Annotated in this window: 17 protein-coding genes; 13 read left to right on the top strand and 4 right to left on the bottom strand. The window is 66.1% G+C overall.

Going from position 1 to position 20,138, the window contains the following annotated elements; all coding sequences use genetic code 11:
- Positions 1-8: 8 nt before the first annotated feature.
- Positions 9-1,253, top strand: coding sequence for a Gfo/Idh/MocA family oxidoreductase (locus PVE73_RS22300; RefSeq protein WP_277367550.1), 1,245 nt, complete (start codon positions 9-11; stop codon positions 1,251-1,253).
- Here the strand turns inward: PVE73_RS22300 and PVE73_RS22295 are convergent.
- A complete protein-coding gene (locus PVE73_RS22295; RefSeq protein ID WP_277364349.1) occupies positions 1,220-2,284 on the bottom strand; it encodes a LacI family DNA-binding transcriptional regulator in 1,065 nt (354 codons plus the stop codon). The two genes, PVE73_RS22300 and PVE73_RS22295, sit on opposite strands and share 34 nt — an antisense overlap.
- 217 nt (positions 2,285-2,501) lie before the next feature.
- Here PVE73_RS22295 and PVE73_RS22290 point away from each other — a divergent pair, with 217 nt between their 5' ends.
- The 10 genes from PVE73_RS22290 (at position 2,502) to PVE73_RS22245 (ending at position 13,050) form a co-directional block, all read left to right on the top strand.
- A complete protein-coding gene (locus PVE73_RS22290) occupies positions 2,502-3,227 on the top strand; it encodes a 6-phosphogluconolactonase (RefSeq protein ID WP_277364348.1) in 726 nt (241 codons plus the stop codon).
- Positions 3,220-3,993, top strand: coding sequence for an SIS domain-containing protein (locus tag PVE73_RS22285; RefSeq protein WP_277364347.1), 774 nt, complete (start codon positions 3,220-3,222; stop codon positions 3,991-3,993). Before PVE73_RS22290 ends, PVE73_RS22285 begins: the two co-directional genes overlap by 8 nt.
- On the top strand, positions 3,990-5,141 hold the full coding sequence (locus tag PVE73_RS22280; RefSeq protein ID WP_277364346.1) for an amidohydrolase family protein: 1,152 nt from the start codon (positions 3,990-3,992) through the stop codon (positions 5,139-5,141). Before PVE73_RS22285 ends, PVE73_RS22280 begins: the two co-directional genes overlap by 4 nt.
- Positions 5,138-6,388, top strand: coding sequence for an alkaline ceramidase (locus PVE73_RS22275; protein WP_277364345.1), 1,251 nt, complete (start codon positions 5,138-5,140; stop codon positions 6,386-6,388). Before PVE73_RS22280 ends, PVE73_RS22275 begins: the two co-directional genes overlap by 4 nt.
- Before the next feature lie 111 nt (positions 6,389-6,499).
- Entirely contained in the window at positions 6,500-7,822 is a 1,323-nt protein-coding gene (locus PVE73_RS22270; protein WP_277364344.1) for an extracellular solute-binding protein, read from the top strand.
- Positions 7,823-7,902: 80 nt separating this feature from the next.
- Positions 7,903-8,793 carry a sugar ABC transporter permease gene (locus PVE73_RS22265; RefSeq protein ID WP_277364343.1) on the top strand — a complete coding sequence of 297 codons (891 nt, stop codon included), beginning with the start codon at positions 7,903-7,905 and terminating at the stop codon, positions 8,791-8,793.
- Between the two features lie 47 nt (positions 8,794-8,840).
- Positions 8,841-9,671 carry a carbohydrate ABC transporter permease gene (locus PVE73_RS22260; RefSeq protein WP_277367549.1) on the top strand — a complete coding sequence of 277 codons (831 nt, stop codon included), beginning with the start codon at positions 8,841-8,843 and terminating at the stop codon, positions 9,669-9,671.
- A complete protein-coding gene (locus tag PVE73_RS22255; RefSeq protein WP_277364342.1) occupies positions 9,668-10,903 on the top strand; it encodes a hypothetical protein in 1,236 nt (411 codons plus the stop codon). The genes PVE73_RS22260 and PVE73_RS22255 overlap by 4 nt, the downstream gene beginning before the upstream one ends.
- 2 nt (positions 10,904-10,905) lie before the next feature.
- A complete protein-coding gene (ugpC, locus tag PVE73_RS22250) occupies positions 10,906-11,967 on the top strand; it encodes a sn-glycerol-3-phosphate ABC transporter ATP-binding protein UgpC (protein ID WP_277364341.1) in 1,062 nt (353 codons plus the stop codon).
- Between the two features lie 105 nt (positions 11,968-12,072).
- The gene (locus PVE73_RS22245; protein WP_277364340.1) at positions 12,073-13,050 is read left to right on the top strand and encodes a threonine/serine dehydratase; all 978 of its coding nucleotides are present in this window, start codon (positions 12,073-12,075) and stop codon (positions 13,048-13,050) included.
- A 4-nt stretch (positions 13,051-13,054) separates the two neighbouring features.
- Here PVE73_RS22245 and PVE73_RS22240 read toward each other — a convergent pair whose 3' ends face one another.
- Entirely contained in the window at positions 13,055-14,476 is a 1,422-nt protein-coding gene (locus PVE73_RS22240; protein ID WP_277364339.1) for a helix-turn-helix transcriptional regulator, read from the bottom strand.
- Positions 14,477-14,718: 242 nt separating this feature from the next.
- Between PVE73_RS22240 and aceA the strand changes: the two genes are divergently transcribed.
- Both aceA and PVE73_RS22230 read left to right on the top strand, forming a co-directional pair.
- Positions 14,719-16,008 (top strand): isocitrate lyase, encoded by a 1,290-nt coding sequence (gene aceA, locus PVE73_RS22235; protein ID WP_277364338.1) that lies wholly within the window; start codon positions 14,719-14,721, stop codon positions 16,006-16,008.
- A gap of 20 nt (positions 16,009-16,028) precedes the next feature.
- Positions 16,029-16,268, top strand: coding sequence for a hypothetical protein (locus tag PVE73_RS22230; RefSeq protein WP_277364337.1), 240 nt, complete (start codon positions 16,029-16,031; stop codon positions 16,266-16,268).
- Positions 16,269-16,528: 260 nt separating this feature from the next.
- Here PVE73_RS22230 and PVE73_RS22225 read toward each other — a convergent pair whose 3' ends face one another.
- Both PVE73_RS22225 and deoC read right to left on the bottom strand, forming a co-directional pair.
- Positions 16,529-18,928, bottom strand: a complete 2,400-nt coding sequence (locus PVE73_RS22225; protein ID WP_277364336.1) for an aldehyde dehydrogenase family protein — start codon at positions 18,926-18,928, stop codon at positions 16,529-16,531.
- 11 nt (positions 18,929-18,939) lie between these two features.
- A complete protein-coding gene (gene deoC / locus PVE73_RS22220; RefSeq protein WP_277364335.1) occupies positions 18,940-19,944 on the bottom strand; it encodes a deoxyribose-phosphate aldolase in 1,005 nt (334 codons plus the stop codon).
- Positions 19,945-20,138: the final 194 nt, after the last annotated feature.

Raw genomic sequence — 20,138 nt, 5'->3', positions numbered from 1 at the left:
AGAGGAAGATGACGGACCTGTCGAAGGAGAAGCTCAGGATCGGATTTGTCGGCTCCGGCTTCATTGCCCAATTCCATCTGCGCTCCATGGTCGGCGTGCGCAATGTGGAGGTGACCGGCGTCTACAGCCGAAGCGCCGGGAAGCGTGACCAGATCGTCGCCATGGTGGACGAACTGGGGCTCGGCGCCTGCACCGCTCATGAAAGCCTGGAGAGCCTGTTCGGCGCCGAGGACGTCGATGCGGTCTGGATTCTCTCGCCCAATCACACCCGCCTCGATGTCATGCGCTCGCTGCACGAGGAGGTGAAGGCAGGTCGCAGCAAGGTCTTTGCCGTCGCCTGCGAGAAGCCGCTTGCGCGGACTGTCGCGGAGGCCCGCGAGATGCTGCGCCTGGCGGAGGATGCGGACCTCGATCACGGCTATCTGGAGAACCAGGTCTTCTGCACGCCGGTCCTGCGCGGCAAGGAGATCATCTGGCGCCGCGCAGCCTCCACCACCGGCAGGCCTTATCTCGCCCGGGCCGCGGAAGAGCATTCCGGTCCGCATGAGGCCTGGTTCTGGAGGGGCGACCAGCAGGGCGGCGGGGTGCTTTCCGACATGATGTGTCATAGCGTGGAGGTGGCGCGCCACCTGCTGACCGCGCCGGGCGCCCCGCGCGACTCGCTCAAGGTCAAGGCTGTCAACGGCACGGTTGCCAACCTCAAATGGACGCGCCCGCACTATGCGGATGCGCTCCGCCAGCGGTATGGCTCGGAAGTGGATTACCGCAACCGTCCGTCCGAGGACTTTGCGCGCGGCACGGTGGAGCTCGAAGACGAGAACGGCAACGAACTGATGATCGAGGCCACCACGTCCTGGGCCTATGTGGGGGCCGGCCTGCGCATCCAGCTCGAGCTGCTGGGGCCCGAATATGCGATGGAGTTCAATTCGCTCGGCACCGGGCTCAAGGTCTTCATGTCCCGCGCCGTCACCGGTTCGGAAGGCGAGGATCTGGTGGAAAAGCAGAATGCCGAGCAGGGCCTGATGCCGGTCCTGGAAGACGAGCCCGGCGTCTACGGTTACACGGACGAGAACCGTCACATGGTCGAGTGCTTCCGCAAGGGCGAGAAGCCGCTTGAGACGTTCCATGACGGCGTGGCGGTGGTGGAGATCCTGATGGCGCTCTACCGCTCGGCGGAGCTGGGGCAGACGGTGCGCTTCCCGGCGCCGGAGCTTGAGGACTACGTTCCGCCGGTCGCCCGCCCGCCCGCCTGATCGGCGGAGGCCGCCGCAGGCGGCCGATGCCGGGCTTCTCGTGCTCCGTCGGTGGTCCCTCTGACGACGAGATGCGTCTCCAGCACATAGGAGGCGTCGGTGAGAGCCCGCGACTGCAGCATCTCCATGAGCAGGGAGACGGCGAGCTTGCCGGCTTCCACCGACCTGCTGGATACGGTGGTCAGGGGCGGCAGCACCAGGGGACCCAGCGCATCGTCGCAGCCGACAACGGAGAAATCCTTCGGCACGGCCACGTCCCGCGCGGCCAAGCCCGCCAGGATGCCCTGCGCCATGACGTCGTCGAAGGCGATCGCAGCCGTGGCATTTCTGGCGAGGATGGACGGCACCGCCTGCAGCCCCGCTTCGAAGCTCGGCACCGAGGCCGAGAGGATGCCGAGCTCCAGCCCGAGTGCCGCGGCCGATTTGCGCACGGCGGCGCGGCGCTGCTTGTTCGACCAGGATGCCGATGGCCCGCTGACATAGACGATGCGCTTGTGGCCCAGCTCGGCGAGATGTCTTGCGGCCTCCGCCACGCCGATGCCGCTGTCGATGAGGACGCGCGGAATGCCTTCCACATTGCGGTTGATCAGCACCATCGGCTTCAGCGAGGCATGCGCGAGAATGCGGTTGTCGGAAAGACGGGGGGAAGCCAGAATGACGCCCTCCACCTGGCTGGAGAGGCGCCCGAGCAACTTGTCCTCCTTCTCGGGATCTTCGTCGGAATTGCCGAGGAAGACGCAGAAATCGAACCGGTCGGCCTCCACCTGCGCCGCCCGGATCAGCGGAGGGAAGAAGGGGTTGGCCACATCGGGCACGATAAGCGCGATATTCCCGTTGCGCCCCGTGCTGAGCGCGCGTGCCGTGTGATTGGGCACATAGCCCATGCGCTCGGCCACCGCCTTGATGTGCTCGACCGTCTCCGGGCTCAGCATATGCGGCTTGGTGTAGGCACGCGACACACTGGAACGCGCCACCCCGGCGGCCTCCGCCACCTGGCTGATCGTCACCCCGCCTTTTCGCTCGAGCGGCAAAGCTCTTCTCCGCAGTTTCCACTGTACCGGAAGCAGAATGCATGAGGAAAGCGCCGACGCAAGCCGTTGACATGCAACCGGTTGCACATAATAGTGGGCGTACCGGCGCAAGATCGCCTGCCGGAACCTGTAATCAATGCCGGAGTTTCGCTTGCATTCTCCTCGACCAGATTTGTCACCTTCGCCCGATTCCGCCCGCCGGGTGGAAAACCTTCTTGTGGAAACCTATCGGGACCGGGAGAAGATGGGCGCGGCCGCGGCCGCTGCCGTGGCGGCAGCGCTTGCCGAGCGCCTGCACCACCAGGACCATGTACGCATGGTTTTCGCCGCCGCGCCAAGCCAATCCTCCATGCTCGAGCAGCTTTGCGCGGCGGAAGGCGTGGACTGGCGCCGCGTCAGCGCATTCCATATGGACGAGTTCATCGGTCTCGCGCCCGAAGCGCCGCAACGCTTCGCGAACTGGCTCGACCGGCATCTCTTCGGCAAGGTTCCCTTCAAGGCGGTGCACAAGCTCGCGCCCGAGCCGGACCCGGAGGAAGAGGCCCTCCGTTACGCACGGCTCCTCGACGAAGCGCCCATCGATTTCGTTTGCCTCGGCATCGGCGTCAACGGCCACATCGCGTTCAACGACCCGCCCGTGGCGGATTTCGACGATCCCCGGGACGTGAAGGTGATCGAGCTGGACGAGATCTGTCGCCGGCAGCAGATCGACGACCAGGGCTTCGCCAGCATGGAGGAGGTGCCGCCGAGCGCGATCACGCTCACCATCCCCCGGCTTCTGCGCGCGGACCGTCTGTTCTGCATCGTGCCGGGAGCGCACAAGAGAGACGCCGTCCGCGGCGCCCTGCGGGGGCCGGTGACCACCGCGTGCCCGGCGAGCATCTTGCGCCGGCACCCCGATTGCACTCTGTTCCTGGACAAGGAGGCAGATCCCGATGCCTGATACCATTGATGCCGATGCGCTCTGTGCGGGCTATCTGAGCCAAGCCCATGCGCTGATGCAGCGTATTCTCGACGAGGAGCGCGAGCCGATGGATGCCGCCGCTGCCAGGCTGGCCGACCAGATCGCGGCGGACAGGCTGGTGCACATTTTCGGGCCCGGCGGCCATTCGAACCTTGCGACGCAGGAGGTCTTCTTCCGCGCCGGCGGGCTGATGCATATCAGCGCCATCCTGGACGAAGGCACGCTTCTTTCCAATGGCGCGCTTCGCTCCATGGCGATGGAGCGGACGCCGGGATACGGGCGCGTGGTCATCTCCAATGCGCGGCTGGGCGAGGCGGATGTGCTGATCCTCGCCAATGCCTACGGCATCAACGCGGCGCTCATCGATGCGGCACTGGAGGCGCGCTCGCGCGGCGCCTTCCTGATCGGGGTGAGCTCACGCGGGCATGCGGAGAACACGGCGTCCGACCACCCGGCGCGCCACCCGAGCAAGCAGAACCTGCACCACGTGGCGGACATCGCCATCGACACGAAAGTGCCGATCGGCGACGCGGTGGTCCGCGTGCCGGGCATGGGCGAAGGGATCGCGGCGATCTCCACCTTCGCCAATGCCTTTGCGCTCAATTGCCTCGTCATCCGCACCGTGGCGAAGCTGGTGGAGCGCGGCATCGAGCCGCCCGTCTGGCGCAGCGGCAACGCGCCGGGGGGCGACGAAGCGAATGCCCGCTTCATCGCCCGCTTCCGTGACCGGGTGCGCGCCCTATGACGAGCGGGACCGTGATCACCGGCCGTGACCCGGCCACGGGAGAAGGCATCGCCATTTCCGTGCGGGACGGGATCATCGCCGGGATCGCACCCGAGAAAAATGCCGGCGAGGCCTACATTGCGGCGGGCCTTATCGATCTGCAGGTCAATGGCTATGTCGGGATCGACCTCAATGACGGGAAGCTCACGCCCGAGCGCGTGATCGAACTCACCCGGACCTTGCTCCGCCTCGGCGTGACCTCCTATCTGCCGACGCTGATCACCGCGTCGAGGGAGGCGTTGGTCTCCGCGTTGGTCGCAATTGCGGAAGCCTCGCGCGCGGATGCACTGACCGGGCGGGTCATCGCAGGCATCCATATGGAAGGGCCGAGCGTCTCGCCGGCGGACGGGCCGCGCGGCGCGCATCCGGCCGCCCATGTGCGTCCGCCCTCGCTGGAGGAGTTCGCGCAGTGGCAGAAGGCGGGCGGCGGCCTTGTGCGTCTGGTCACCCTGGCGCCCGAGCATGATGGCGCGCCCGCCTATATCCGCGCCGTGACGGCGCAGGGCGTCCATGTGGCTCTCGGTCACTCGGCCGCCAGCCCGGAGCAGGTTTTCGCGGCGGCGAAAGCGGGTGCGTCACTTTCCACCCATCTCGGCAACGGCGTCGCCGCAATGTTGCCGCGCCACCCCAACCTCATCTGGGCGCAGCTTGCCGAGGACCGGCTTTCGGCAAGTTTCATCGCCGACGGCCACCACCTTCCTGCCGAGACCTTCAAGGCGATGCTGCGGGCGAAGGGCCTCGAGCGCGCGTTGCTCGTTTCCGACAGTGTGGCGCTTGCCGGCATGGCGCCCGGCACCTATTCCCAGGCGATCGGTGGCGAAGTGGAAGTGCGGGCGGATGGCAGGATCGGCATCGCGGGTACGCCCTATCTCGCCGGCGCCGGGCTTCCGCTGGTCGCCAATGTGCCGATCGCCATGCGCATGGCGGGGCTTTCGCTCGCGGAGGCGCTGCGCCTTGCGACGGCCAATCCCGGACGCTTCCTCGGCGGGCGCGGGCGCCTTGCCGTCGGAGAAAGCGCGGATCTCCTGCGCTTCTTCCTTGGCGGGCCGGACGAGCCTCTCCGGGTCGATGCCGTGTGGAAGGCCGGAGAGGAGGTCTTCCGCGCATGATCCGTGCCGGGGTTGCCGCCGTCGACGTCACCCCGCCTGCGGGGCTCGCCATGTCCGGTTTCGCCGCGCGGACCCTACCGGCGCGCGGTGCCCACGATCCCTTGACGGTGCGGGGGCTCGCGGTGGAAGACACCGCGGTCGCGGTGGCCGATGTGATCGGCCTGCACCACGAGATGAGCGCGCGCATCCGCCGCCGGTGCACGCTGCCCGACGAGCGCGTCATCGTCGCCGCGCTCCACAACCACGGCGGCCCGGTCTCGATGCCGGGGCGGCTCGGCGCCAAGGCGGATCCGGACTATCTCGCTTTGCTTGAAGATGCCTGCGTGCGGGCCATAGACGAGGCGGTGGCGAGCCAGCGTCCGGCCCGGCTCCATGCAGGCTTGGGGGCGGACCCGGGCGTCGCCCGCAACCGCCGCCACTCCGACGGGCCGCTGGACCGGTCCCTGCCGCTGCTGAAGGTTTGCGGCGAAGATGGAGAGGTGTTTGCGGTGATGACGGGCTATGCCTGCCATCCCGTCGTTCTCGGCGCCGACAACACACTCTGGACCGCCGATTACCCGCACTATGTACGCACCGCCCTGGAAGAAGCCCATCCGGGAGCGGTCGCGATCTTTCTCACTGGATGCGTGGGTGATGCGAATACCGGCCATACCGCTCACGCGTCCATGACTCTCGCGTCCAATCCGGATCGCAGCTTCGCGGCTGCGGAGCGGATTGGCCGGGGTATCGCCGCAGCGGCGATGCAGACCCCCTCTGCATTGCCGCTCGGCGATCACGTTCACGCGGCGAACGCGCAGGTGTATCTGCGCTTCGAAAGCCGCGAGAGGGAAGCGCCAGAGGCGCTCGCGGCGGCCTGGCGCGAAGAACTCGCCGGTGCCGACCCGTTGCGCGCCGCGCTGCTCAAGCCCTGGATCGGCTGGGCCGAGACCGTCGCGGGGCGCGACATGCGTCCGCTGCCCGCGCGCGTGACCCTGCTCGACTGGGGCGGGTTGCCCGTCATCGGCCTGCCGGGCGAGATCTTTGCCGCCACCGCGCTTTCGATCCGGCAGGCATTCGGCTCGAAGCCGCTCTTCATCGCCGGCTTTGCCGAGGACAATCCCGGCTATATCCCGCCGCGCGAGGAATATGCCCATGGCGGCTACGAGGTGGACGAGGCGCATCGCTATTACGGCATGCCGGCCACCTTTGCGCCCGGCTGTGCCGAAGTGCTGGCAGGGACTGCGATCAGCTTGGTCGGGCAGCGCTGAGGCCGGAGGAGCGGAGAATAATCGCCTCTTGCTTCACTTGACGCGCAACCGGTTGCATGGCAGGTTTTCATCAGGGAACACGTCCGCTCAAAATCAAAGGGAGAGCAAAAGATGAGAGCGCAGAGGGCACGCAATTCACGATCCTTCATGGCGAGCTTCACGGGAACGCCGCTGGCGCTCGCCGTGGCGGCGGGACTTTCCATCACAGCCACGGCGGTGAGCGCGCAGACCATCACGGTGTGGAGCGGCTATCCCGAGATGGCTCCCTTCTATGAGCACGTGGCGGAATCCCTGAAGGATGAATATCCCGACCTGCAGGTGAACGTGGAAGCGATCGCCCTGCGCGAGCACGAGAAGCGGATCGCGCTGGGGCTCACCTCCGGCTCCGCCGGCGTCACGGTCATCGAGCTGGCTGGCTCCACCGCCAGCCGCTATATCGAGAACGATCTGCTGCCGGCCGCGCCGGAGAACGTGGCCTCCTTCGTGAGCGACCCGGCCAATTTCGACGCCTTCTTCGTCGATACGGCGGGGAAGGGCGGTACGGTCTATGGCGTCCCGCTGTTCCGCGGCCAGGGCGCGCTCTTCTACAATGTCGACATGTTCGAGGCGGCGGGGCTGACGGAGCCGCCGCAGACCATGGAAGAGTACACCGATTACGCCGAGAAGCTCACCCAGCGGGATGCGAACGGCAACCCCACCGTTTCCGGCTGGAGCCTGCGGCTTTCCGGCGGCGGGCAGGGGATCGCGGAGAAGTTCTGGATCAACCTTTTCCAGTATGGCGGCTCGGTGATCGAGGAAGCGGGCGATGGCAAGTGGCGCGCCAATTACGCCAATGAGGCCGGCCGCAAGGCGCTGAAGCAGTATCTGGAAAACGTCCATGTGCTGAAGACCGTCACGCCCGAGATGCCGGCCGATGCGGAGGCCTTCGAGCGCGGGCAGACGGCCATGTTCATCCGGGAATCCTGGGTGATCGGCGACATCGCCGCCAAGGCGCCCGACCTCAATTACGCGACAGCTCCGCTGCCCCGCGGCTCGATCGCCCTGCCGACGAATCTATACGTGAACTCCGTCGAGGGCGAGGATGCGGAGGCCGCCTGGGCTTTCACGCTTGCCGCCAACGAGCCGGAGAACCTCATCTGGCTGCTGGACAACGTAGGCTGGCTGCCGAACCGTTCCGGCGTCGACTATTCGGTGGTCACGGACCGTGTTCCCGCCTTCGCTGCGTTCGTGGACTATCCGGAAGGCTACGAGTTCTTCACGTTGCCGGCCATTGGCCCGATCGAGGAAGTGCTGACGCGGCTTGCGGGCCAGCTCACCAACGCCTTCGGCAATGCGAATCTGGCGAAGGACGATGCGGCGATCGACGCCTTCCTCGCCTCGGCCGCGGAGGAAACGAACAACATCCTCAGCCGCGAGGGCTTGCTGGCCGAATAGCCGGCCTTCGATAACGAGATCGTTCCAGGGCGGCCGTCCGGCCGCCCTGGCCGTAACGGGTCACCTTCACGGGAAAGCACATGCTGCAGCGGAAACGATGGCGCTTCGCGATGCTGGCGTTCCTGCCGACGCTCGCGATCTTCGCCTGGGTGCGCATCTATCCGATCGGAGAGACGCTGCGGCTGAGCCTGCACAAATGGGACATCCTGTCCAAGAACAAGCCGTTCATCGGCCTCGACAATTTCCGTGAGCTCTTCCACGACCGGCTGTTCCTTGACGCGCTGGTGAACACCTCGATCATCGCCTTCGGCGTCCTGGCGGTCACCATCCCGCTGGCGCTGGTTATTGCGGCCCTCATCCACCACCGGACGCAATCGCGCTTCTCCGGTTTCTACGAGACCGCGATCTTCATTCCCCATGTCGTCTCGCTGGTGCCGGCGGCGATGGCCTGGAAATGGATCTTCGACGCCAAGCTCGGGCCGCTGAATGCGCTGCTTCAGTATTTCGGCATCCCGGCGCAGGCCTGGCTCTTCGATCCGGTGTTGTCGGTGATCTGCATCATCGTTCTCTGCTCCTGGCAGGCGCTGGGCTATGCGGTGCTCATCTACCTGGTCGGCTTCAAGAACCTGCCGCTCTCTCTTTTTGAGGCGGCCAAGCTCGATGGCGCGACCGGAATCCAGCGCTTCTGGCACGTCTCGGTGCCGTTGCTGAAGCCGATCACGCTCTATGTGTCCGTCGTTACCCTGATCTCCGGGTTCAATGTCTATGCGCAGGCCTTCGTGCTCGCCTCGGACTCGCAGGGCGCGCCGGGCCGCCAGGTGCGGGTGCTCGTGCTCGACATGCTGGAGAACAGCTTCCGCAACTACCGGGTCGGCTATGCGGCCTCGGAGGCCGTGGTGCTCCTTGCGATCGTGCTTGTGCTGACCCTCATCCAGTTCGGCCTACTGCGCGAGAAGGGAGGGCGGTCGTGACGGCGGTGAGTGCCACCAGCGAAACGGGCGTGAAGGCGAGGGGAGGCATGCGCGCACGCGGCCGGCTCGTCAATCTGGCGATCGATATCTTTCTGTTCGCCTTCTCTCTTCTCATGCTCCTGCCGCTCGTCTTCCTGGTCTCGAATGCGTTCAAGACGCCGCAGGAACTGCTCGTCTGGCCGCCGACCGTCATCCCGGCGGACCCGACGGTCGAGAACTTCCGCGCTGTCCTGGCCGACACGCCGCTGGCGCGCTGGATCTTCAACAGCCTTGCCTTTGCCGTGCTCTCCATGATCGCCATCGTGGCGACCTCGGCGATCTCCGGCTATGTGCTGGCGAAGTTCCGCTTCCGCTCGCTCAACGTCATCTTCGTGATCATCCTCGCAACGGCCATCGTGCCCTTCGAGGTCTATATGATCCCCCTCTATTTCCAGGCGCAGATGCTGGGCGTCCTGAACTCCACCTGGGGCCTTCTGCTCGGCTATCTGGTGATGAGTTTCGGTATCTTCCTGATCCGCCAGAACGTCGTGCATTCCATCCCGGACGAGCTTCTGGAGGCGGCACGCATCGACGGTGCCGGCGAGTTCTGGATCTTCTGGCGCATCGTCCTGCCGCTCCTGCGCGGCGCGTTGGGGGCGCTTGCCGTGCTGGCCTTCTTCCAGGCCTGGACATCCTTCGCCTGGCCCATGATCGTCACCACCACGCGCGAGAGCTACACGATCGAGGTGGGGCTGGCGCTCTTCCAGACCGGCTTTACGGTGGACCTGGGGCGGCTCAGCGCGGCATCCGCCACGGTGCTGGTCCCCTCCATCACGCTTTTCGTCATCCTGCGCCGCAACTTCGTGCAGAGCGTGGCAAGCACCGGGCTGAAGGAATGAGCGAGGCTTTCCTGAAGAACGCGGCCCGGCGCTACGAAAGCGCCAATGCCGGCACGCTCGGCTGGATGCTCGACCGGGAACCGCTCGGCCGCGGCTTCCTCGACACGAAGCTCAGCAGCCTCACGCTTGCCGATTACACCCGCGCCGACGGCCTGCGCGGGCCGGACTTTACCTATGGCTGGATCCAGGGGCGCGGGTTGGAGGCGATCGCCACCCACGCCGCCTTCTTCGCCGACCGCCAGCCGGAGCTCGCGCAGAAACTCGATGAGACGGGGATGCGGCTCTATGGGCTCCTGAAGGAGCTTCAGAGCGCCGACGGGCATATCTATTTCCGCTACGATGCGGACATGCGGCCCCTGCGCGCGGAAGGGGACGGCGCAGTCGTCGGGCAAAAGCCCGCGGGCGGGATCTTCACCTATTCGGATGCCTTCGCGGCCAAGGGGCTGATCGCGGCGGCGCACCGTTATCGGCCCGACGACCTGCCCGGCCATCTCGATTATTTTCACCGCGTGATCGCCGCGATCGAGGAGGGCCGGTTCCAGATGAATGAACAGGCCGAGCTCGGCCCTGTCGCGCTGGAGACCCAAGCGGACGATTTCGGCCCGCGCATGATCCTGCTCGGCGCGGCCGGCATGCTGGAGCGGCTGGACCTGGGTGGTCACGCGGCATTCGCGGAGCGCTTCATCGCCCATGTGATCGAGCGGCATCTCGATCAAGCGACATACCTGCTGCGCGATGCACCTGGGGACGACCGCTGCAATGTCGGGCACGGCATCGAGTTCGCGGGCTTCGCCCTGGATTACGCGCCGACCTCCCGCGACCCGCAATTGGTGCGCGCTCTGGAGCAAATCCTGCTCGCCTCGCTCCGATTCGGTTTTGCCGAGGCAGGCCTGTCGCTGACGGTCTCGATCTCCACCGGTGAGAAGCTCAGCCCCTACCAGCCCTGGTGGTCGCTGCCGGAGGCGATCCGCACCGCGGCACTCGCCTGGTCGCTGACCGGAAATCCCGAAAGCATGGCCGCCTGGCGGCGGGCCGATACGGCCTTCTTCCGGCACTACTGGCGCGGCGACCCGCCGATCGCCTTTCAGACGATGACGGCCGAAGGGCCTGTGGACTACGTACCGGCCACACCCGATCTCGACCCCGGATACCATACTGGACTAAGCCTGCTTGCAGCCATCCGCGTAGCGGGGGCCAAGGCTGCCCACCCATTCGCTGAGCATACGAGGTAGACATGGCATCGGTCGAAATCCGCGACGTGCGGAAATCCTTCGGCAAGCTGGAGACCATCAAGGGCGTTTCGGTCGACGTGCCGGATGGTGCCTTCGTCGTCCTCGTCGGCCCCTCCGGATGCGGGAAGTCGACGCTGCTGCGCATGATCGCCGGTCTCGAGGACATCACCGGCGGCACGATCAGCATCGGCGGGCGGGTGATCAACGATGTGGAGCCCAAGCACCGCGATATCGCCATGGTGTTCCAGAACTATGCGCTCTATCCGCACATGACCGTTGCGGAGAATATGGGCTTCTCGCTGCGCCTTGCGAAAACGCCGAAGGAGGAGATCGCCGTCCGCGTCCGCGAAGTGGCCAAGATCCTCGGCCTGTCCGATTATCTCGAGCGCTATCCGCGGCAGCTTTCCGGCGGTCAGCGCCAGCGCGTCGCCATGGGGCGGGCGATCGTGCGCAACCCGCAGGTCTTCCTGTTCGACGAGCCGCTCTCCAACCTCGATGCCAAGCTGCGTGTGCAGATGCGTGCCGAGCTGAAGGATATCCATGCCCGCATCCGTACCACCACGGTCTATGTGACGCATGACCAGATCGAGGCCATGACCATGGCCGACCGGATCGTGGTGATGCGGGACGGCATCGTGGAGCAGGTGGGGGCGCCGCTCGAACTCTACGACCGGCCGAACAACACCTTTGTCGCGAGCTTCATCGGCTCGCCGGCCATGAACCTGCTGGAAGGCGAAATGGAGCAGGGCGCCGTGCGCCTTCCCGGCGGAGCGGTCCTCCCCGCCGGGATCCGGAGGGCGGGCGGAAAGGTGGTCTACGGCATCAGGCCGGAGCACATCGGCTTGGGCGAAGGAGACGATGGAATCGAGGCGGTGGCGACCAATGTGGAGCCCACAGGCTCGGAAACCTTCATCCAGGCCCGCATCGGCGAGCAGGTGATCTCCGCACAGCTTCGCGATCGCGTCGCGATGCGCACCGGCGATCGGTTGAGACTACAGGTCGCCGCCGAGAAGGCTCATCTCTTCGATGCCGCAAGCGGGCAGCGCATCGCTCCGCCTCACTGATCCGGCGCCCGGCTTCGTCCGGGAAGGGAGATGACAGAGCCCGTGCTTCGCGATAGGCATGGTGCGCCTGCCTGACTCACGCTCCATCTCAAGGATTGCGGACCCATGACCGATATCGCCATGATAGAAGCCGCACGCACCCGCCTTGCCGGGCGTGCGCGCTGCACGCCGCTTCTTGCCTCGCCCTTTCTTGACGAGATCGCTGGGCGTCATGTCCTCGTCAAGCCCGAATGCCTTCAGCACACCGGCTCCTTCAAGTTCCGTGGCGCGTGGTCGGCGATCTCGGGGCTCGATCCGGCCGTGCGGGCGAAGGGTGTCATCGCCTTTTCCTCGGGCAATCACGCCCAGGGCGTGGCGCTGGCGGCGCGCATGCACGGCATTCCGTCCGTCATCGTCATGCCCTCGGATGCTCCGAGGCTGAAACTCGAAAACACGCGCGCCTATGGCGCCGAGGTGGTGCTTTATGACCGCGCCACGGAGGATCGCGACGCGATCGGCGCGCGGCTGGCCGCAGAAAGAGGGCTGACGCTGATCAAGCCCTTCGACGAGCCGCTCGTGATCGCGGGCCAGGGCACGATCGGGCTGGAGCTGGCCGAGCAGGCGATGGAGGCCGGCGTGGACCGGGCGGCGGTGCTCATCCCCTGCGGGGGTGGCGGCCTGATCTCCGGCATCGCGCTGGCCCTGGAGGCGCGTGCCCCCGGGCTGAAGCCGCGCCCATGCGAGCCCGAGGGCTTTGACGACGTGACCCGTTCGCTCGCTTCCGGCGAGATCGAGCGCAACCCGGCAATGGCGGGCTCGATCTGCGACGCGATCGTCACGCCCTCGCCGGGCAGGATCACCTTCCCCATCATGAAGCGGCTGTGCGGCGCGGGCATCGTCGTCACCGACGAGGAGGCCCTGCACGCGATGGCGCTCGCCTTCGACCGGCTCAAGATCGTGGTCGAACCGGGTGGTGCGGTGGCGCTCGCAGCCGCGCTCTTCCATGGCGGGGAGGTCGAAGGAGATACGGTGATCGTGGTCGCCTCGGGCGGCAATGTCGACGCCGCGCTGTTCCGCCGGGCGCTCGAACGGTTTGCCGGCTGAAGCCTCACTGGAAATCGTAGACGCTGAACCCCGTCACCATCTCGTCCAGTCCCAGCGGGCGGGTAAGCGGCGGTTCCGCGCGCTCGAGGCATCCCTGGCGCTCGCAAAGCCTGCAGGCAGGGCCGACGGGCGTCGCCAAATTCGCGTTTGCGGGAAGGGCGGCGCCATAGACGACGCGGTCCTTGTGGGCGAGGCTGCAGCCGATGAGCAGGGCCGTGCGGCGCGGCCGCTCGGCATATGCGGCCTGCGGGCCGTCCACGGTGCGCGCCAGCGTCAGGAATGCATCGCCATTCGGCATCGCGACGGCCTCTGTCAGAACCTGGCCGGGCTGGGCGAAGGCGGCATGGGCGGCAAGCTTCGGGCAGCCGCCGCCGAAGCTGCTGTGCGGGAATCCCTGCGCGCCCGCGCGCCGCAATCTGTTTCCCGCCGCATCGATCTCGATCAGGAAGAAGGGCACGCCCGCCGCACCGTTTCGCACAACCGTGGTGAGGCGGTTCGCCGCCTGCTCGAAAGAGACCTGGAAACGCGCGGCAAGCACGGCGATGTCGTAGCGCGCCCGTTCGGCTGCCGTGAGAAAGGGCTCGTAGGGCATCATCAGCGCGTGCGCTGCATAGCGGCCAAGCTCGAAACGGGCGAGCCGTTTCGCCTCGTCCGTGTTGAGCTTGAGAGCCTCGACCTCGATGGCGACCGCCGCGCGCATGCGGATGAGCGATCCCTCGATGGCGATCTCGCGCAACTGGTCGGCCGGCGACAAGCGTTCGGAGATGAACAGGCGTTGCGAATGACGGTCGTAGCGCCGGCGCCAGTTCGGCATGGTTGCCGCCGGCAGCACCCGCACGCTGATGCCGTGCTCGCGGGAGAACCAAGCCTTGAGCGCGGTGGAAAGGTCCGCCGAGGAGTCGAGCAGGCGGTGAAACGCTTCCGCCTCCTCCTCGAGAGCGGGGAAGTGGTTGGGGCGCCTCTCGAATGCGTCGCGCACCTCGTCCACCGGCAGGCGCGCGGCGGAAACGGCGGCCGAACGACCCTCGCGCGAAAGCATCTCGGAAAGGTCCGACAGGCGGGCCGTCTGCTCGCGATAGGCCCGGTAGAGCTTGATCAGCGCCGCTGCGGCATTGGGGGCTGCGTCGGCCAAGTCCAGCAATTCGCTTTCGCCGGGGAGTTCGCCTGAAAGAAGCGGATCGGAGAAGACCTCCCGCAGGGCGGCGAGAGAGGCGCCGGTCTCCGCCTGCAGCTCGTCCGGATCGACCTTGTAGACCGACACCAGCTTGAGGATGAGCTGCACCGTCAGCGGGCGCTGGTTGCGCTCGATGAGGTTCAGATAGGAAGGCGAGATGCCCAGCCCCTCTGCCATGGCCGTCTGGCTGAGGCCCTTGGCGAGCCGGACCCGCCGTATGCGCGCGCCTGCAAAGATTTTCTGGGTGCTCATCGACGTCCTCGCTTTACAGCCTTTTACAGCGCTTCGCGGCACTCGGGAATCGCTTTTACATTTTTTACAAGTTTACCGCCGCCGACAGTGAAATTCCGGACAAATTCACCCGAAATCCGGGAAATCTGGCGATGCGCCGCTATGCTTCTCCGGAGTTCCTGCCGTAAATCCTGTCATAGAGAGCAACGCGCTTTCCGGCGCTGGCAGCCAACCAGTTCGACAAAGAATAAATGGAGATCTGAATGACTGATTTTTACAATCTGGTTCCCTCGGCGCCGCAAGGCCGTTTCGACGGTATCGAGCGGACTTATACGGCCGAAGATGCGCGCCGGCTGCGCGGCTCGGTGGCCATCAGGCACACGCTGGCGGAGGAAGGTGCGAACCGGCTCTGGAAGCTGCTCCGCGAGGAGGAGTTCGTGAATGCGCTGGGCGCGCTTTCGGGCAATCAGGCCATGCAGATGGTTCGCGCCGGGCTGAAGGCGATCTATCTTTCCGGCTGGCAGGTGGCGGCGGATGCCAACACCGCCTCGGCCATGTATCCCGACCAGTCGCTCTATCCCGCCAACGCCGGGCCGGAACTGGCGCGGCGCATCAACCGCACGCTCCAGCGCGCCGATCAGATCGAGGCGGCGGAAAGGAAGGGGCTCTCGGTCGAGACCTGGTTCGCGCCGATCGTTGCGGACGCCGAAGCTGGCTTCGGGGGGCCGCTCAACGCCTTCGAGATCATGAAGGCCTATATCGAAGCCGGCGCGGCAGGCGTGCACTTCGAAGACCAGCTTGCATCGGAAAAGAAGTGCGGCCACCTTGGCGGAAAGGTGCTGATCCCCACTGCAGCCCATATCCGCAACCTGACGGCGGCGCGGCTCGCCGCGGATGTGATCGGCGTGCCTTCACTGATCATCTGCCGCACGGATGCGGAGGCCGCGAAGCTCATCACCTCCGATATAGACGAGCGCGACCAGCCATTCGTGGATTATGAGGCGGGGCGGACAGTCGAAGGATTCTACCGCGTAAAGAACGGGCTGGAACCGTGCATTGCGCGGGCTGTGGCCTATGCGCCCTACAGCGACCTCATCTGGTGCGAGACCTCGAAGCCGGATCTGGAGCAGGCGCGGAAATTCGCCGAGGGCGTGCACAAGCACCATCCGGGCAAGATGCTGGCCTATAACTGCTCGCCATCCTTCAACTGGAAGAAGAACCTGGAGGACGCGACGATCGCCAAGTTCCAGCGGGAGCTTAGCGCCATGGGCTACAAGTTCCAGTTCATCACGCTCGCCGGATTCCACCAGCTCAATTACGGCATGTTCGAGCTGGCGCGCGGATACCGCGACCGGCAGATGGCCGCCTATGCCGAATTGCAGGAGGCCGAGTTCGCCGCCGAGGCGCGCGGCTACACGGCTACGAAGCATCAGCGCGAGGTGGGCACGGGCTATTTCGATGCCGTGTCGCTGGCGATCACGGGAGGCCAGTCCTCCACGACCGCCATGCACGGCTCCACCGAGCATGACCAATTCACCGAGGCCGCTGAATAGCGGAACGAATGGAGACAGGTATGAAAATTTCTGTCAAGGAGCGCGTCGAGGCCCAGGCGACCACGATGGACGATGCGCAGCAGGCGGCAATGCGCCGGGTTGCGAACGACCTGCACCGCCTCAACCAGGCAGTGGTGGAGGCGGTGCAGGCGGGCCTGTCGGTCGAACTCATCCGCACCGCCCGTCACCACGGTGGAAGCGGCAACTGGGGTGACCTGCTGACGCCGATCATCGTGAGGAATGTCGGGTCACCGCAGTAGCGCCTGATTGCCACACGGTGATCGCCTCCCGCCCTGCGGGAGGCGAATCTCATTGCCAATAGCCTTGCCTTGACCGTTGTGCCCTTTGGACCGTTCAGGCATGGATCCTCGGGTCAAGCCCGAGGACGACGATTGCAGGCCAATCGCCAACGCTGGGGATATGCGGAAACCTCTCCTCCTCGTCATCCCCGGGCTTGACCCGGGGATGACGCCTGAACATGTCCACACCACCAGCGGTCAGATGTATGTGCCCGTAGGCTTCATTCCCCGTAGGGCACCCAGATGTTCTTGACCTGTGTGGCCCGGCGCAGGAACTCGCGCCCCTTGGCCTGACGGTCGTCGAGCCAGTCGCGCGTCTTGCCGCCGCTCACCCATGTGGCCTTGAGGTTGCCGCAGGAGGCGCGCTCGACCATGGCGCCGCCTTCCTTGGAGCCGAAATACCACATGGCCGCGACCTCGTCGTGCTCGGCGAGCGTCTTCGCCAGCACGTCCTTCTCGCCGGTGACGATGTTCACCACGCCGCCCGGCACATCGGACGTGTCGAACACCTGGTAGAGATTGGTGGCGATCAGCGGATGCCGCGTGGAGGGGATCGCGACCACACGGTTGCCCATGGCGATCGCCGACAGCACGAGCGAAACGAAGGCGGCGAGCGGCGCCTCCTCCGGCGCGACGACGCCCATCACGCCCCAGGGCTCGTTCATGGCGAGCGTCACGTGCCGCGACTTCGTGGCATGCACCGCGCCGTCATATTTGTCGGCTTGCGCTGCGTAGTAGAAGATGCGCCTGAGCGCCACGTCGAATTCGGCCGCTGCCGCCTTGGCGTTCTGGCCCGTGCTCGAGGAAAGAAGCAGGATGAACTCCTCGCGCCGGGCGTCGAGATTCTCGCCCACATAGTAGAGCACCTGCGCGCGGTTGTGCGCGGTGACACCGCCCCATGAGCCGGCCTTTGCCGCCGCCTCGACGGCGTTGCGGATGTCCTTGCGGTTGCCGAGCGGCGCCTGGCCGATGACAGCGCCGCCTTTGCCCGGCACGTCATAGGAATAGCCGCCGTCCGGCCGCGCCTGTTTGCCGCCAATATACATCTTCGCCGTGCGGTCGATGCGGTCAAGGCTAGCGAAGCGCCGTTCCTCCTCCGCCGCGCCGTGCGGCTTGAAGGGAGCCGGCTCCTTGGCCGGCTTCAGCGCTTTCTCGACATCGCTGACGAGATATTCATAAAGCCCCTCGCGTGCGCCTTCACGGCCGAAACCGCTCTCGCGATACCCGCCGAAGCCCGCGCCCGCGTCGAGCATGTTGGTGCAGTTCACCCACACCACGCCGGCCTTCACCTTGGCGGCCGTGTCCAGCGCGAGGTTGATGTTCTCCGACCAGATGGAGGCGGCGAGCCCGTAGCGCGTGTTGTTGGCGAGCGCCACCGCCTCGGCCGGCGTGCGGAACGTCATGGCGACGGCCACAGGGCCAAAAATCTCCATGTTGCACACGGTCGCCGCCGGATCCACCTCGGTGAAGAAGGCGGGCGGGAAGAAGAAGCCCTTTTCCGGCAGTGCACCTTCGGCGCGCCAGAGCGTGCCGCCTTCCTCCTCGCCCTTTTTCACGAGCGAGGTGATGCGCTCAAGCTGCTCCGCCGACACGATCGCTCCGACATCGACGCTCTTATCGAGCGGCGAGCCGACACGCAGCGTCTCCATGCGCCGGCGCAGCTTGTCGTAGAAGCGCTCGGCAACGCCTTCCTGCACGATGAGGCGCGAGCCCGCGCAGCAGACCTGGCCCTGGTTGAACCAGATGGCGTCCACAACGCCTTCCACCGCGCCGTCGAGGTCGGCGTCCTCGAAGACGATGAAGGGCGACTTGCCGCCGAGCTCCAGCGACAGCTTCTTGCCCGAGCCTGCAAGCTGCTCGCGGATGATGCGGCCCACCTCCGTCGAGCCGGTGAAGGCGATCTTGTCGATGTCCTCGTGCTCGCAGATCGCCGCACCCGTGCGCCCGTCGCCATCGACGATGTTGACCACGCCCGCAGGCAGCCCCACCGCAAGGCACACCTCCGCGAACGCGGCGGCCGTGAGCGGCGTCAATTCGGCCGGCTTCAGCACCACCGTGTTGCCGGCGGCGAGCGCCGGGGCGATCTTCCAGGCGAGCATCAGGAGCGGGAAGTTCCACGGGATGATCTGCCCGCAGACACCCACCGGCGAAAAGCCCTCGAACTCGCTTTCCACCATCTCCGCCCAGCCGGCGTGGTGGTAGAAATGGCGGGCCGCAAGCGGGATGTCGATGTCGCGCGTCTCGCGGATCGGCTTGCCGTTGTCCATGCTTTCGAGCACGGAGAAGAAGCGCTCGCGCTTCTTGATGTGCCGGGCGATGGCATAGAGATAGCGCGCCCGCTCGTGGCCGGAGAGTGCTGCCCATTTGGGAGAGGCTGCGCGCGCGGCCTTCACAGCGGCGTCCACATCGGCCGCCGTGCCCCGTGCCACCCGCGCGAGCTCCGCCTCGGTCGCCGGGTTGATGGTGACGAAGCTTTCTCCGCCCTTGGACGAGGTGAATGTCCCGCCGATGAAGTGGCCGATGCCGGAGGCGCGCGCCTTGAGCCAGGCCGTCACATCCTCGTTTGCTTCCGGGGCCGGCCCGTACTCCATCGTGCGCATGATATCCCTGATCTGCTCCATGGACTGCTGCCTCAAGCCATCGGATGCCGGTAGGACGCGGAGTAGCGCCCGGTGGCGAAGTGTTCGAGCTGCCTTTCGATGTCGGCCAGCATGGAGCTGGCGCCCAGGCGGAAGCGGTCGGGCATGGTCGAGGCGGTCCCCAGTTCCTCCTTCATGAGGATCAGCCAGGCGAGCGCGTCCTTGGCGGTCCGCATGCCGCCCGCCGGTTTGAAGCCTACGACCTCGCCGGAGAATTCCTGATAGTCGCGGATGGCGCGCACCATGGTGAGCCCGACGGGCAGGATGGCATTCACCTCCTCCTTGCCGGTGGAGGTCTTGATGAAGTCGGCGCCGGCCTGCATGGCCACCATCGAGGCGCGATAGACATTGCGCAGCGTGGCGAGGTCACCGGTGGCGAGGATGGCCTTCAGATGCGCATGCCCGCAGGCCTCGCGCATGGCGCGCACTTCGTCGTAGAGCGCACGCCAGTTCTGCGTCAGCACGTGCTCGCGGGTGATCACGATGTCGATCTCCTCCGCTCCTTGCTCCACAGCGTAGTGGATTTCTGCAAGGCGCTGGGGCAGGGGCGTGAGGCCTGCCGGGAACCCGGTCGCGACGGAGGCGACCGGGATGCCGGACCCCTGCAGCGCCTTCACCGCATGGGGCACCATGGTGGGATAGACGCAGACCGCGCCCACGGTGATGCGCTCCTCGGCAAGGCCGAGCGCCGCCTGCAGTTCATCGGAAAGCGGCTTTTTCGCCTTGGCGCAGAGCCGGCGCACGCGGCCGGCCGTATCGTCGCCGGCAAGCGTGGTGAGGTCGACGCAGGTGATGGCCCGCACCAGCCAGGCCGCCTGCCATTCCTTCTTCACCGTGCGCCGCGTGGTCAGCGTCGCGGCCCTGCGCTCGGCGGCGGACAGGTTCACCGCCGCATCCTCGAACCATTCGGGCTTCAACGCCGTGCCGCGGTTTCGCGTCTCTTGGCCCTCGGACGCCGGCACGGCTTTGATCGTCGGGCGCTTCTCCGGCAGGATCATCCGCGACTCCTCCTCATGCAAAGAAATGATTGAGCAAGACGGTGATGGCCATGATAAGGCCGCGCCTCGCCATTTGGTAGCGTGGAAACGCAGATGTCTCCCGATCACTCGATTGTTCCGTGTTGACCGACTCGCGGTCGGCGCCGATAGATGGGTATGCTGAACCATGGGCGGAATCGAGCGGACAACTCGCG

The sequence above is a fragment of the Chelativorans sp. AA-79 genome (genome assembly GCF_029457495.1).
Lineage (GTDB): Bacteria > Pseudomonadota > Alphaproteobacteria > Rhizobiales > Rhizobiaceae > Chelativorans.
The sequence above is the reverse complement of the archived record's forward strand: the minus strand, read 5'-3'. Positions and strand labels throughout refer to the sequence as shown.

Coding starts and splice junctions, on each gene's coding strand:
- PVE73_RS22260 (WP_277367549.1), top strand. CDS start 8,841: ATGCGCGCACGCGGCCGGCTCGTCAATCTGGCGATCGATATCTTTCTG.
- PVE73_RS22255 (WP_277364342.1), top strand. CDS start 9,668: ATGAGCGAGGCTTTCCTGAAGAACGCGGCCCGGCGCTACGAAAGCGCC.
- PVE73_RS22265 (WP_277364343.1), top strand. CDS start 7,903: ATGCTGCAGCGGAAACGATGGCGCTTCGCGATGCTGGCGTTCCTGCCG.
- PVE73_RS22300 (WP_277367550.1), top strand. CDS start 9: ATGACGGACCTGTCGAAGGAGAAGCTCAGGATCGGATTTGTCGGCTCC.
- PVE73_RS22240 (WP_277364339.1), bottom strand. CDS start 14,476: ATGAGCACCCAGAAAATCTTTGCAGGCGCGCGCATACGGCGGGTCCGG.
- aceA (WP_277364338.1), top strand. CDS start 14,719: ATGACTGATTTTTACAATCTGGTTCCCTCGGCGCCGCAAGGCCGTTTC.
- PVE73_RS22225 (WP_277364336.1), bottom strand. CDS start 18,928: ATGGAGCAGATCAGGGATATCATGCGCACGATGGAGTACGGGCCGGCC.
- PVE73_RS22270 (WP_277364344.1), top strand. CDS start 6,500: ATGAGAGCGCAGAGGGCACGCAATTCACGATCCTTCATGGCGAGCTTC.
- deoC (WP_277364335.1), bottom strand. CDS start 19,944: ATGATCCTGCCGGAGAAGCGCCCGACGATCAAAGCCGTGCCGGCGTCC.
- PVE73_RS22285 (WP_277364347.1), top strand. CDS start 3,220: ATGCCTGATACCATTGATGCCGATGCGCTCTGTGCGGGCTATCTGAGC.
- PVE73_RS22245 (WP_277364340.1), top strand. CDS start 12,073: ATGACCGATATCGCCATGATAGAAGCCGCACGCACCCGCCTTGCCGGG.
- PVE73_RS22275 (WP_277364345.1), top strand. CDS start 5,138: ATGATCCGTGCCGGGGTTGCCGCCGTCGACGTCACCCCGCCTGCGGGG.
- PVE73_RS22280 (WP_277364346.1), top strand. CDS start 3,990: ATGACGAGCGGGACCGTGATCACCGGCCGTGACCCGGCCACGGGAGAA.
- ugpC (WP_277364341.1), top strand. CDS start 10,906: ATGGCATCGGTCGAAATCCGCGACGTGCGGAAATCCTTCGGCAAGCTG.
- PVE73_RS22230 (WP_277364337.1), top strand. CDS start 16,029: ATGAAAATTTCTGTCAAGGAGCGCGTCGAGGCCCAGGCGACCACGATG.